Source organism: Acinetobacter rudis, from assembly GCF_031157835.1.
Taxonomy (GTDB): Bacteria; Pseudomonadota; Gammaproteobacteria; order Pseudomonadales; family Moraxellaceae; genus Acinetobacter; species Acinetobacter rudis_A.
The window spans coordinates 1-14072 of record NZ_JAVIDR010000006.1; the positions used below are offsets into that span (position 1 = coordinate 1).

Sequence of the window (14072 nt, forward strand, 5' to 3'; positions counted from 1 at the left end):
CTCATCAATTACTGACAAAAAATTCTCAAATAAACTTCGAGTAATTTCTACCAATCAATCAATGATAATATTTCATCAACTCAACCAGTAAAAATCCACACAAGTTGTTCTTCATAATCTCTTAATGATTCACTTTCTACTTCGTCAGCAGCAAGCTAGGTCGGCTATATTACTCTCTATTTCCAGAAAGTCAACTGAAATATTAAATTATTTCAAACTCATAAATCTAAGTAACTTTCAGATCAATCTACTCTCAGTAAATCATCCTACTTGCCTAACCACTTGATTTATCAGAAGTTTTATTTAACATCACCGCCGATGGATGTGCATTATAGGCTAATTTTTTTAGACTGCAAGGGCTTTTTACAGGTTTTTTTACTAAATGTCTATTTTTTAATCAAAACTGCATTTTTTAACGATTTTTTAAGCGAAATATACGCTTTAAACAATTTTCAAATAAATACTGATAGAATACAAAGCATACGGTTCTGGTCAACTCAGACTTTTCCACCTTATTAATATATCTATATATTCAGGGTATTATATGCATCGATATCATTTATTATGGCTCAGTATAGTCAGCATAAGTTGGGCATCTACGGTAAATGCACAAGAAAAAACATTAGATAATCCAAGTAATACCTCTCTTGATAATCAAATTGTGGTGAAGCAAGCCGAAACAAATGTTATTCAAGATACTGAAACAAAAACCGCCCAACCTTCAGTAATGAAGGAACTTAAACAGCTTAAGTTCCAAGATCTCAAAGTGAATGCTAATGCCGCACAAGCAGATGAAGTAAAAGATCCATTACAAGCACTCAATCGTGAAATTTTTAAGTTTAATGATATGCTTGATCGGAATATTGTTCGTCCTATTTCAGTACAATATGTCACTAAAGTGCCTGAAGATGTTCGTAGCTCTTATCGTCTCTTTAGAAAAAACATGGCTGAACCTTGGAATGCAACAAACCAAGCTGTGCAGGGACGCCCAATGCGTGCCCTTAAATCTATTGGTCGTTTTACGGTGAATACTTTAACTTCTTTGGGTATGGCAGATCCTGCTCGACGTATGGGGTTAACAACTGAAGAAGAAAGTCTAGGTACCACTTTAGGTTATTATAACGTCCCTACTGGTCCTTACCTCATGCTACCCGTTTTGGGCCCAAGCACACTAAGACACTCTTTGGACTATGTTGTTGAAGGATATGCTCGACCAATTAACTGGGCATTTATCAACAATAAACAATATGGCCTTGAATTAGCTTATATGTCATTAAATGGTATTGATGCGCGTGCGCAATTCTTAGATCTTGAAAGTGCGCTTCAAGGAGATCGTTATGCCGCAATGCGTGACATCTACCTACAACGTAAAAGTTTTGAAATCTCTGAGAAAAAAGGTAATGATGCTGAACCAATGAGTTTTGTTGGTGATGATGATGCTGATAATGAAGAAAACTAATCATTCTAAGCACCATCTCAGTCAATATTGATAAACTTTTTTACAAGTATGCATTAGGTTAAGGCTGGTCAGTTCACAATCGCTGCGAGTATAGTAATTTACTTAACCTTAAATTTTTCACTAATTCCTAACAGGATATCGTATTCACTCTATGTATTTCATTCAGCCAACGCGAAAAATTGTAAACTTGGAACAGATGTTAGAAACGCTGCCCAATTTACAGATGATTAACATAGAGGATATACATCTGTATGATCCCACAATTATTGCGATTGCTGATGTTCAAGATTTTCTTGTTCATCAATGGTCTTTACCAACAATTGTTATCGCACATGAAAATGAAGGTAATGCACTGTCGCAGGCTTGGGAATTAGGTGCATTGGCAGGTTGGATTTGGAATAAACTTCCAGCCCACCCAGAGCATTCTTTACTTAAAATTGATGCGCAATACAAACGCAATCAGGACAGCCGAGACCTACCATCAGCAGCTGATCTACAAAAGCGCTTACTACCTAATCCAATTCAAGTTTTAAACTACCAAATAGAAACGTTTTTTCAGCCTTCGGCATATCTTTCTGGAGATTGGTACGATTATTGGAAAATCAGTGACAAAGAAATTTTGTTCTATTTAGCCGATGTCTCTGGTCATGGTGTCACTAGCTCATTACTGACTTCTTGGATGGCTGCATTTCACGGTCGATCAAAAACACCACGTGAATTAATTAAAAAATTGAATGGAATGCTAGTTCAAGAAAATATTGAGAAGCACATCACAATGATTGCTGGCACACTCAATTTTGAAAGTCATGAATTGCGTTGGTCGAGTGCAGGACACTATCCTCCTGCGATTATTTTTGAACCAGATCAAGCACCAAAAATTTTAAATACCAGTAGCTTCCCTTTGGGTCTCACTGAAGATTTAGAAGTTGAGGAATTTGTGTGCCAATTAACACGACATGCACGCTTTATTATTTGTTCTGATGGTGCGCTAGAACCCTTTAGTGGCGGACTAAATGAACAATTTTCCCAACTGGTTTATCACCTGCAAAACCAGTCATTCCAAGCACCAGAACACGTCGCAGATGATATTGCAATCTTAAGTTTGCGAAGAATGAATTAGCCATACAATCAAAATATTACAAAACAAATCCCCTTACCATCAGCTCTGAACACTTGAGTATAAAGATTGGCTATGGGATAATTTTGCCATCCTTTCTTCAAATGGCATTTTTATGTCAACAGGTCATATTGAATATGCAAGTTTGGATGGAACACATATCTTCAAAATTATTGGAGAAGTACGTGCCCAATCTTGTATTAGTCTAGACAAACTTTTGGCAAGGATTGAACAACAAAGTAACGTCGTTGGCGCAATTGTTGATTTAACCCAAACCACCTTTATAGACAGTACGGTACTCGGTGTCTTAGCTAAATTAGGCTTAAAGCTTAAACAAGCTCACCAAATCCAAGCTGTAATGTTATCTACCAATGCAGATATCACCACTCTGGCCAATAGTATGGGGCTAGGGCAGGTATTTGTTATCTTAAATTATTGTGGGGATCCTAATGTCTGCACTCGCGCCCTCATAGATGAGCACATTTCACAAAATGCAATGCTCTCTACAGTATTGGACGCACATAAGACATTAATGAAACTTAACAAAAACAATCAAAACATGTTTGAACCGCTTGTTAAAAAGTTAGAAGAACATCACGACACAATGGATTCTGTGTCTGATCAATAAAACGCAAATATAACTTAAACATGGAAATGTTATGACTCTGATTTCTATTGCCCAAATGAATTCTCAAAATGATATCGAAGAAAACTTCGATACCGTTGAGCAGTTATTACAACAGAGTCAGAGTCAAGGTTCTAACCTGCTTGTGCTGCCAGAGAATTTCATTTGTTTTGCTGCGGGTAAACAACGTGAAACAGCTGCACAGTTTGAAGATATTCAAGCACGATTAGAATCACTAGCACATCGTTATCAAATATGGATTGTCGCAGGTACATTACCATGCCCTTTTCGCCCAGATGGTACGCCTGTTCCAGATGGACGTGTTCGTACGAGTAGTCTTTGCATCAGTCCAGAAGGTACTGAAGCTCGTTACGATAAAATTCACTTATTTGATGTAATGGTCGCCGATGCCGTAGGTGGATATCAAGAATCTAAATTTTTTGAACCAGGCACAGAAATAGTCACTGCAACATCACCATTTGGGCAAATTGGCCTTATGGTTTGTTATGATCTACGTTTCCCTGAACTTGCACTTAAACTTAGAACACAAGGTGCCAATATTCTCACTGCCCCAGCCGCATTTACTTATGCAACAGGACAATTGCATTGGCAATTGTTATTACAAGCAAGAGCAATGGACAGTCAATGTTTAGTTGCAGGTGCAGCTCAACAGGGGTGGCATGGGGCAAAACGCCAAACTTGGGGACATACTGCTGCTGCAGATAGTCGTGGCCAGCTACTCAGTATGATTCATACTGATGGTACTGGACTCATTCACGTAAACTTTGATTTGGCTGAACAAAACCATATTCGTGCATCTATGCCTTTGATACAACATCGTAGACTCATTCAATTATAATTAAAGTAATTTACCCTAACGCCAAGAAGACTAATACAAATGACTCCCCCTCAAAGGCTCCGTATTTATTTATCGGATCACTTTATGTTGAAAGTGCTTATTTTAGCTTTGAGTACAATGCTACTCAGTACGATCACTCAAGCAAAACAAGAACTGTCACAGGCTCAGCTTAATTTTGACAACAACTGTGTACGTGCCTTAGCCACCCCAGCCCTGATTAAAGAAAAGTTACAACAACATCAGTTTAAACTTGAAAATACTGAAGGCAATCTACACATTCCTTTTGGTATAGAAACGGCCCAACTTGGACAAAAGCAGTCCATACAACTCAAAAATAGTGGCTGCGAATATTATACTTTTGATATCACATTGATTTTAAATGCTGAAAAAATTGAGCGTCAGCAAAAACTCTGTCAACAATGTTTAATTACTGAACTGAAAAATATCGGACAATACTTTCAACTAGAGGAACGTCAATTTTATCTCTCTGGAATTGAAATCTTAGAACAACAATTCAAACAACAAAAATCCTTCCAGGTCGGTAAAAGTTATCAGCTCAATGATGATGAAGAAATGCCTCAAGTTTTTCTATTTAATCAAATAAAAAAACAAAGTAATGGGCAATATTCGATTAAGTTTAGCAACACCTTAGGGCCTCTTTAAACCGTTTTGTCCCCAGATATAAAAATGGCGCATCAATTGCGCCATTTTTAATGATATACATCATTCTGCAGACTTATTGGTTACACGTAAAACTTCTTCAACTGTGGTCTTACCTGCCAATACCTTACGCAAACCATCATCACGAATAGAACCAGCATGTTGACGTGCATAGTTTTCCAATTCAAATTCAGCAGTATTACTATGAATTAAACGTCGCATTTGATCATCAACAGGAACTATTTCATAAATTGCTGTACGACCACTAAATCCAGTATGTGAACACTGCTCACATCCCTGTGGCTGCGGTAGCTTTAAGACCGTATCCGTTTGCTTATGAATAAACTTAAACATTTCGGCCTCTGTACCATCAGCATCATACCAAGTATGGCAATGTGGACATAAAGTACGGACTAAACGCTGTGCAATTACACCAATTAATGAGCTTGCCAACAAAAAGGGTTCAATACCCATATCTTGCAAACGTGTCACAGCCCCAATAGCAGTATTCGTATGTAGGGTTGATAAAACCAAGTGCCCTGTTAGTGATGCCTGTACCGCTATTTCTGCTGTCTCTAAATCACGAATCTCCCCCACCATCACCACATCAGGGTCTTGACGTAACATGGCTTTAAGTGCACGAGCAAAAGTCATATCTACTTTTGTATTCACTTGTGTTTGCCCAATCCCCTCAAGTTGATACTCAATCGGATCTTCTGCAGTTAGAATATTTCTAGAACCATCATTTAAATCTGATAATGCTGCATATAAAGTTGTAGTTTTACCTGAACCCGTTGGCCCTGTGACCAAAATAATACCGTGTGGTCTCTGTACTAAATGTGATAACCGCTGATAGTCATCTTGGATCAATCCTAAGTGTGTCATATTCAAGCGACCGGCCTGCTTATCTAATAAACGCATCACAACACGCTCACCATGAGAAGAAGGTAAGGTTGACACACGAACATCAACCTCACGCCCAGCTAGACGAAGTGAAATACGACCATCTTGGGGAACACGTTTTTCTGCAATATCAAGCTTTGCCATGACCTTAATACGTGAGACTAATAATGGTGCAAGTTCACGGCGTGGCTGAACAATTTCACGCAATTGCCCATCAACACGCAGACGTACAGACAATTTCTTTTCAAAAGCTTCAATATGTATATCTGAGGCATTTACTCGTATCGCCTCAGACAAAAGTGCATTAATCAATCTCACTATAGGTGCATCATCTTCCTGATCCATCAGATCCTCTGTTTCAGGAACTTGATCTGCGAGGCTCAGTAGATCTGGATGATCTTCTAATCCCGCAGCTACCTGTTGAGACTCCCCTGTCTCTCCGACATAACTTGAACTTAATAATTGATTAAAATCACTTTCACTACATAATTCATGTTGGGCAGCTCGCCCTAAGAAACGACGTGCTTCCTGCAGTGCAATTTTTGCGGTATCTTGACGACGAACGATATATACTTGATCGCCTTCATAACGCAATATCACACCATGCCTTTTTGCAAAACTATATGGTATTTGTAATTGTTTCAAAACTTGCATGATAAAAGCATTTATCTAATAAATTGCTTTGAGTGTACTCCAAGCTTATGACACCGTGAAGTCTGTAGTGAAAAAAGAAAAGCATTAGAGGAAACAGATCAATTGACTGAACATATACAGCCAAATTCACCACATATAAAATGGTGGGGTGAAGAAACATTTGAGCTGAATCAAACCAAAACATGGCAATTTGGTTCGCTACTTTTTCGTTTGACACGTGGCCTACAAGAATGGCGACTTGAATATCATCGTCCCAGTATTCAATTTGACTATGAGCAGCAATGGTGTCGTATTCATGATATTGAAATGCCATTTCCTCAACCCACGCATATAGAGCGTTACATGTTCAAGGAAACCCATCGGACCTTCCTGTTAATGCCTAGACTTTCAGATCGCTCTGTCGTGATTCGACCAACAGATCCAATCTACATTCCTGCAGGTCAGCGTGGCACCTTATTTATCAGCACCCCTCTTTGGCTATCAGGTTTTGTACAAAGCCAAAAAGATCCTTTATTTGATATTCCAGTTATTTTACCCAAAGACACATGGTTTGGACCTGATAAACGTAGCGGTGAAATGTGTTATGCCACTAAAGTTGATGGACGTACAGATTTAAATCAATTACGTACACGTGCCTTCCGAGCAATTACACCAATAGATTTTCACAACGTGAGTAATCACCAACTCCGTTTTGACAAAATGAATGTCCCTGTTACAGCTTTACCTCTATTTTATAGTGAAAGTACAGGGCGTTTATGGACATCACAAATAAAAGTCTTTCATGAAAATTCAAACACACCGCCTCGAATTAAAATTGAAAGCCGTACACCACCTTTGGCTGGTGAAGTTAGTTATGTACACCCTCCACGTGCACCAGGCAGTGCACTATTTAATATGTTTGATTCATTCTTTTAAGGGGAAGCTATGCCAACCAACCCCAATTTAACCCAAGATTTAAGCAAAAGTATTAATAGTATTATCGGCAGTATTAATACCAGCCGCATAAGTGAAATATTGGTCGCTCTAATTCTCTGTTTATTTGGTTTCTTTTTAGCACGACTCATCTCCAATGGTTTTATTAAAACAATTGGTGTTCGTTTCAATGCGCATCAACAACTCGTATGGCGTCGAGGCATTTTTTATTTTATTTTTATGCTATTTGTTATGGCTAGCCTAAAAGAGGCTGGTTTTAAACTCAGCGTATTCTTAGGTGCTGCTGGTATTCTTACAGTCGCCATTGGCTTTGCATCACAAACATCTGCCTCAAACTTAATTAGTGGGTTATTTCTCATTGGTGAAGGCTCTTTTGAAATTGGCGATACCATTCAAATTACCTTAATTCGTGGACATACAATTGAAGGTGAAGTGATTTCTATTGATTTACTTTCAGTTAAGTTACTTACTTGGGACAATGTCTATGTACGCCTTCCTAATGAACAACTGATTCGAGCACCTGTACATAACTTATCTAAATTCCCAATCAGACGTATTCCCATCAGTATTGCCATTAATTTTGATCAAGATATCAACAAAGTACGTGAGGTACTTATGAAAGTTGGCGAACATTATCCGTTGGCCTTGGCTGATCCTAAACCACGTATTAGTGTGACTTCTTTTGGTGAATCCTCAATTGAGATTTTATTTGCGTTGTGGTGTAGACAAGAAAACTTTATGCAGGTCAAAGATGAAATGCACGAGTTAATTCGCAATGCTTTTGTGGAAAATAATATTGAAATTCCTGTGCCCAAAATTGGATTTGTTGATCATCCACTAACACCACACAGCGCGCTTTCACCAGATGATATCGATCAATATGCCAATCATCAGGCCATAAAAAAAGAACCTAAACTTTAACACTCAATCGATTACTGTATTCATTCGATAAGGCGGTGGGGCCATTTTGCCCCACCGCATTTTTCTAAGCTTCATTTTCTTTTTTAAGTTCAGGCATGGGTGCTATATAGGCAATAATAAGCATAATTAGACCAGCCAATAAAAATGATCCGACACGTAACAAGGTTCCAATATGAGATAAATCAAATAGAACCAATTTCAACGTTACAATGACCAACAAGCTTGCTCCCAACAACCATAATGCACGAATCGCTTTTTTGGTTGCCAGTGTCATCGTAATAAAGGCCAAACTTACCCAAAGCATAGTCAAACTGAACTGTACCGTAGCATTTTGCCATAATTGTATTTGATTATAAGGTGTGTCCAAATACACATGTAATGCACGAAGCAGCACATAGCTACTTAACCACAATACGCTCAGCACAACCATAATTGCCAGAAGCCCTTGATCGACCTTGCGTTTTAACTGCAAATTCAGCATCCATAAGAAACACAGCAACATGGCCATAGAAACTGCATCAAATGGATTAATTAAAGGCAGAAGATAACTGTTAAAACTCGACTGTGCAAAGAGCTGCGAAGTGATGATCCAAACAGCAATTAAATATAATGCACTATAAGATTGCCAAATCAACACTAGATTTAACTGTTGTTTTGAACCTTTCCAACTCCATAGTGCAAATAAGGCGATTAAAATAACGACACTTACATATGGCATACTTGGAATCAATGCCAAACTCGCTAAACCCAAACTAACTAAAATAGTAAAACTACTCAATTCTCGTGTTTGTTGCAGGGTTAAACGAGTCCGTAATATTAATAGCACCAGCAACAGGCCACTCAGTACAAATAAGCCTCTCTGTAAGCCATTTGGCCAAATTAATTGGCCTGATTCAGCATATTCATACAGACTAACAATGGCATAAAAGTAAATAGGTACAATCGCTGCACACTGTACAATCCACCAACTCCACATTGCTTGAGTACGATACATCCATTCATTAATACACAGTAGAGCACACACCAGTAACAACAACACACCAGCTTCTGGTTGGTGTAAAGCAAGCGCATCTATAATGAGCCACATCAATACAGACATAGCACTAAACATTTGTAAAACATGCTGTACTAACATCGGTAGATCGTATTGTTTACGATAAGATGCACATGAATTGGCAATGAGTACCATGGCAATTGCCACTAAACTCAAACACCAATATAGACTACGTGGAACAAACTGTTCTGCCAACAGATAATAAACACCTGACAAGCCTGCAACCACACTGAGAGCCATGGCAAGATAACGTGCTATTTTTGATTGGCGCTGTAAAGCAAAAATAAAAATCAGCAATGCCTGTATAGACCACCCCATTGCACTCCAATAACCTTCCGCTAAAATTGGTGGAATAAATGCAATAAAAATGAGCATTAAACTAAAATAACTCTGTGCAATTACATTCACTGTCTGCATACGTTTCGCTAGCAGATAAAGCACCGCATAAACAGCCACAAATAATAAGCTTAAACTAGCTTGCCAGAATCGTTGTTGGAAATAGATGAGATAAATTAGGCCATAAGAGACCATCGGAACGCCAAAAACCAGTGCTAAATCGAGCATCGGTTTTAAGTTAAAGTGTTGTAAATCTTGCTTGGCCAACAACTGACTGTAGCGAAACCCTAACCAAATAAAAATAGCACCATGTGCCAATATCGCAACAACCAATTGAAATTGTTCAGCATATGGATGCAGCATCCCATAAATCGTGCCAATGAACACTGTCAATAAACATGTAATCTGAGTCAGTACTTTCCAAGGTCTTAAGCTACTTAACAATGCAACGGCTAAATTAACCAGCCAATAATATGCTAATAATTCAACACTACTCATTTCTCTTATTGGCAGAGTAAAAGGCGCGATATATGCAATAATGATTGCCATCAACGCTAATTCTATAGATTGTTGTTTAAGACTAAAACGTACTGTAATCAACATCAAGACAACGAATAATAGAGCAGCAACAATCAAATTGGGGATGAGTTGATTGTAATAGGCAAAGAAAAGGTTTAGGCATAGACCCGCCATCCCCAACCCTTCAAGCCCAAGAGCAAAGCCGCGGTTTTTATCAAATAAACGCTGTCCTAAAAGAACCACTGCCGCACATACCACACCCACAACAGTTAATTGTACAGCAAGCTCTAATTGCCAATGCTCTGTTGCAAAACGCAGAAGTAAAATAATGCCAATTAACAATATGCCAATTGCCACTTTAAGTACTGGATTACCTTTAAAAATCCACTGTTGCAGTTGTTGATATAGATTTAACGGCTCGCTGTTGTTTGCTTCAGTACGTTGGGTAGAATGGATACGACCTGAAGATGACAATACAGCACTTGTCACTGTCTTTTCATTCACAGTATCAGTCGCTACATTATGTATGACATGAGCTTGAGCGCTTGATGCTATTTCATTGGCATCATTTAGTGTGATATCACTTAAAGGGATTGTTTCTAATAGCTCGGTATGAGCTGGCACTGCTACAGAAGTATCCTCAAATTGCGATGGGACAACCATAGCCTCTGCTTGATCTTGCTTTGTCATCATATGAGGCTGATGTTGTTGCTGTATTTGCTGTTGAAGCAATGCCAGCGTACGTTCCACTCGTCCTAACCACCTCAGAAAAAAATAGATCCAAATCATCAACCCAACCACAGTCATCCAATGTCGATCTATAAATAAACCAGCCCCAATGAGCAATACGGCCAAATAAAGTGGCGTTTTTGAAAATGTAGTCATTGTTATCTGTTGATGCTGTGCAAGTTTAAGGCTTGTTTGCTGAGTGGTATCTACATAGTGCATTACACTCAGCACAAATGCTAAACCGCAAAAATAGCTTAACAATGGAATCGACAAAAACCATGAAATTATCCCCATCATGACAAGCAACACTAACCAAATGATTCGTATCTCACTATGTACACCCAGCATTTTTTTTATATTCTCTATTTTCAATAAACAAATCATAGCGGAAACTTAACCATAACATTGTGTTTGTTCTTTTATTCACATAGATATAACAACAACATTATTTTTCAACTTAGCGAACTCTGTGCAACACGTCAAAATCACGTACAATAGTCGAGTTAATTGATGAGGATTGTTGTAATGCCACCATTTGTATTGGTTGATGGATCATATTTTTTATTTCGTGCATACCATGCGCTTCCACCACTGACTACATCTACTGGTCTACACACCAATGCAATTCGTGGAGCTATTTCTGCGATACAAAAATTGATGCGTCGTATTCAGCCTACCCATATGGCAGTCATCTTCGATACCAGTGAACCAACATTTAGACATGCACTATCACCTATCTATAAAGGTGATCGGCCAAGCATGCCTGATGAATTAGCACAGCAAATTCCTTATTTGCATCAGTTAATCCAAGCGCTCGGAATCCCATTACACACACTTCCAGGAGCGGAAGCAGATGATGTTATTGGGACGCTTGCCAAACATGCTGAAAAAGTTGGTCACCAAGTGCTCATCTCAACGGGTGACAAAGATATGGCGCAACTTGTGACAGACAAAGTCACTTTAGAAGATAGTTTTAAAGATAAACCCATGAACGTCGATGGCGTATTTGAAAAATTTGGTGTTTGGCCACATCAAATTATCGACTATCTCACACTTATGGGTGATGCCTCTGATGGTATTCAAGGTGTCCCTGGCGTAGGTGCAAAAACCGCAGCAAAATTGCTTACAGAATATGAATCCCTTCAAGGCATTTTAGCTAACGTTGATAAAATCAAGGGTAAAGTCGGCCAAAGCTTAAAAGACAACGTGGAAAATATTAAACTCGACCACCAGTTAGCAAGTATCGTATGTGATCTTGAGCTTAGTCTAAGTTTTGACGATTTAAAACTTGCCCAACCGAATGTTAATGAACTACGTCGTTTATATACAGAATTAGAATTTCGTAATCAATTACAATCTTTAGATCATCCAAACAATCCAAATGGCAAAAACTATCAGCAAAGCATACAAGCATCAAGTTCGACTGCAACTGAAAATGTAGTTGTTACAAATGATCAAGCCAGCAGTAGCAGTATTGATGATCAACTTGGCCAAGCCAATTACCACACAATCTTAACAGAACAACAGTGGGACAGCTTTTTTGCCCGTTTAAGTAATGCTAAACGTTTTGCAATTGATACTGAAACAACCAGTTTGGATTATCGTATTGCTCAATTGGTTGGTTTTTCTGTAGCTTTCGATGCTCAAGATGCTTATTACATTCCTTTAGCTCATGATTATGAAAATGCACCAAAACAACTTGATCGTGAACAAATATTATCCCTGATCAAACCAATACTGGAAAATCCACAAGTAGAAAAAATTGGTCATCATTTAAAGTACGATGCACATATTTTTGCGAATCATGGTATTCAACTTCAGGGTTGGTATTTTGATAGTATGCTAGCTTCTTATGTACTCAATGCTGCGGCAACACGTCATGGTATGGATGATGTTGCTCGATTGTATCTAAGTCATCTCACTACAACTTTTGAACAAATTGCTGGTAAGGGTGTGAAACAAAAGACCTTTAACCAAATTGATATTGAGGTTGCAGCCCACTATGCCGCAGAAGATGCACATGTCACCTATCGCTTATATGAAGTACTTGATGAGAAACTTAGCCAAAATCCTGAGCTAAAACATATACTGCACAATATTGAAATGCCTGTAGCCAGTGTACTGACCAAAATGGAAGAAAATGGCATACAGCTTGATCTAGGCTTCCTCGACCAGCTCAGTGTTGATTTTAATCAACGTATTACTGAACTTGAGCAAAATATTCAAGAAATTGCTGGAGATAGTTTTAATGTCAGTTCTCCCAAGCAGGTGGGCGAAGTCCTTTTTGATAAATTAGGTCTAAAAGGTGGCAAAAAAACAGCAACTGGACAATATAGTACCAGTGAGAGTGTACTTGAAAAAATCGATCATCCAATTACTGAGCTTATTTTAGACTATCGAGGACTCACGAAGCTAAAAAGTACTTATACTGATGGCTTACAAAAACAAGCGAATGATGAATCACATCGAGTCCATACCAGCTATCACCAAGCCCTAACAGCAACTGGCCGTTTATCTTCAACTGATCCAAACTTACAAAACATTCCAATTCGTACTGAAATTGGTCGTCAAATTCGTAAAGCATTTGTTGCTCCTGAAAACCGTATTCTACTCGCTGCCGACTATTCACAAATCGAGTTACGGTTAATGGCACACTTCTCCCAAGATGAAGCTTTGCTTGATGCTTTCAAAAATGGTCAAGATGTACATCGCCGTACGGCTGCTGAGGTGCTAAATATTGCACTTGAAGATGTCACATCCGATCAACGTCGCCAAGCAAAAGCGGTAAATTTTGGTTTACTTTATGGTATGTCAGAGTTCGGCTTGATTCGCCAGCTCGGTTTTACCCGTGAAGAATCACAAAATTATATTAAACAATATTTCCATCGCTACCCAGGTATCTATGAATATATGCAACGCACCCGCCAAGTGGCTTCGGAACAAGGTTTTGTTGAAACAATCTTGGGACGCCGTTTGTATACACCAGAAATTGATGCTCGAAACATGATGGTACGTAAAGCAGCTGAACGTGCTGCAATTAATGCACCATTACAAGGAAGTGCGGCTGAAATCATTAAACTTGCAATGATTCAAGTCAACCAAATATTAGATCCTCAGCACGCTAAACTCTTGCTTCAAGTTCACGATGAATTGGTGCTTGAAGTTGATCAATCAATGGCAACGGAAGTTGCTCATACAGTACAACAAGCAATGCAAAATGTTGTTGAGCTGTCTGTTCCTTTAATCGTAGAAGTTGGTCAAGGGATCAATTGGGACGAAGCGCATTAAAATAAAAAGAAGGCT

Annotated in this window: 10 protein-coding genes; 8 read left to right on the top strand and 2 right to left on the bottom strand. The window is 38.6% G+C overall.

Annotated features, from left to right (window positions below):
- The first annotated feature begins 544 nt into the window (after nucleotides 1–544).
- From RFH42_RS07530 to RFH42_RS07550, 5 genes are all read left to right on the top strand, one after another.
- Nucleotides 545–1459: an MlaA family lipoprotein gene (locus RFH42_RS07530; protein WP_308974983.1), complete on the top strand. Its 915-nt coding sequence runs from the start codon at nucleotides 545–547 to the stop codon at nucleotides 1457–1459.
- Nucleotides 1460–1610: 151 nt separating this feature from the next.
- Complete coding sequence (gigA, locus tag RFH42_RS07535; RefSeq protein WP_308974984.1) at nucleotides 1611–2579, top strand: RsbU family protein phosphatase GigA; 969 nt, start codon at nucleotides 1611–1613, stop codon at nucleotides 2577–2579.
- A 112-nt stretch (nucleotides 2580–2691) separates the two neighbouring features.
- Nucleotides 2692–3204: an anti-anti-sigma factor GigB gene (gene gigB, locus RFH42_RS07540; protein WP_308974985.1), complete on the top strand. Its 513-nt coding sequence runs from the start codon at nucleotides 2692–2694 to the stop codon at nucleotides 3202–3204.
- A 31-nt stretch (nucleotides 3205–3235) separates the two neighbouring features.
- Nucleotides 3236–4060: a carbon-nitrogen hydrolase family protein gene (locus tag RFH42_RS07545; protein ID WP_308974986.1), complete on the top strand. Its 825-nt coding sequence runs from the start codon at nucleotides 3236–3238 to the stop codon at nucleotides 4058–4060.
- Nucleotides 4061–4144: 84 nt separating this feature from the next.
- Nucleotides 4145–4723, top strand: a complete 579-nt coding sequence (locus RFH42_RS07550; protein WP_308974987.1) for a hypothetical protein — start codon at nucleotides 4145–4147, stop codon at nucleotides 4721–4723.
- A gap of 60 nt (nucleotides 4724–4783) precedes the next feature.
- Here the strand turns inward: RFH42_RS07550 and gspE are convergent, their stop codons facing one another.
- Nucleotides 4784–6277, bottom strand: coding sequence for a type II secretion system ATPase GspE (gene gspE, locus RFH42_RS07555; RefSeq protein ID WP_308974988.1), 1494 nt, complete (start codon nucleotides 6275–6277; stop codon nucleotides 4784–4786).
- 102 nt (nucleotides 6278–6379) lie between these two features.
- Here gspE and RFH42_RS07560 point away from each other — a divergent pair, with 102 nt between their 5' ends.
- Together RFH42_RS07560 and RFH42_RS07565 are read left to right on the top strand one after the other, a co-directional pair.
- Nucleotides 6380–7192, top strand: coding sequence for a hypothetical protein (locus RFH42_RS07560; protein ID WP_308974989.1), 813 nt, complete (start codon nucleotides 6380–6382; stop codon nucleotides 7190–7192).
- 9 nt (nucleotides 7193–7201) lie between these two features.
- Nucleotides 7202–8131: a mechanosensitive ion channel family protein gene (locus RFH42_RS07565; protein ID WP_308974990.1), complete on the top strand. Its 930-nt coding sequence runs from the start codon at nucleotides 7202–7204 to the stop codon at nucleotides 8129–8131.
- 64 nt (nucleotides 8132–8195) lie between these two features.
- Here the strand turns inward: RFH42_RS07565 and RFH42_RS07570 are convergent, their stop codons facing one another.
- Nucleotides 8196–11117, bottom strand: a complete 2922-nt coding sequence (locus tag RFH42_RS07570; RefSeq protein WP_308974991.1) for a DUF2339 domain-containing protein — start codon at nucleotides 11115–11117, stop codon at nucleotides 8196–8198.
- Between the two features lie 177 nt (nucleotides 11118–11294).
- Here RFH42_RS07570 and polA point away from each other — a divergent pair, with 177 nt between their 5' ends.
- Nucleotides 11295–14057 (top strand): DNA polymerase I, encoded by a 2763-nt coding sequence (gene polA / locus RFH42_RS07575; RefSeq protein WP_308974992.1) that lies wholly within the window; start codon nucleotides 11295–11297, stop codon nucleotides 14055–14057.
- The last annotated feature ends 15 nt before the right edge of the window (nucleotides 14058–14072 follow it).

Coding starts and splice junctions, on each gene's coding strand:
- RFH42_RS07530 (WP_308974983.1), top strand. CDS start 545: ATGCATCGATATCATTTATTATGGCTCAGTATAGTCAGCATAAGTTGG.
- gigA (WP_308974984.1), top strand. CDS start 1,611: ATGTATTTCATTCAGCCAACGCGAAAAATTGTAAACTTGGAACAGATG.
- gigB (WP_308974985.1), top strand. CDS start 2,692: ATGTCAACAGGTCATATTGAATATGCAAGTTTGGATGGAACACATATC.
- RFH42_RS07545 (WP_308974986.1), top strand. CDS start 3,236: ATGACTCTGATTTCTATTGCCCAAATGAATTCTCAAAATGATATCGAA.
- RFH42_RS07550 (WP_308974987.1), top strand. CDS start 4,145: ATGTTGAAAGTGCTTATTTTAGCTTTGAGTACAATGCTACTCAGTACG.
- gspE (WP_308974988.1), bottom strand. CDS start 6,277: ATGCAAGTTTTGAAACAATTACAAATACCATATAGTTTTGCAAAAAGG.
- RFH42_RS07565 (WP_308974990.1), top strand. CDS start 7,202: ATGCCAACCAACCCCAATTTAACCCAAGATTTAAGCAAAAGTATTAAT.
- RFH42_RS07570 (WP_308974991.1), bottom strand. CDS start 11,117: ATGCTGGGTGTACATAGTGAGATACGAATCATTTGGTTAGTGTTGCTT.
- polA (WP_308974992.1), top strand. CDS start 11,295: ATGCCACCATTTGTATTGGTTGATGGATCATATTTTTTATTTCGTGCA.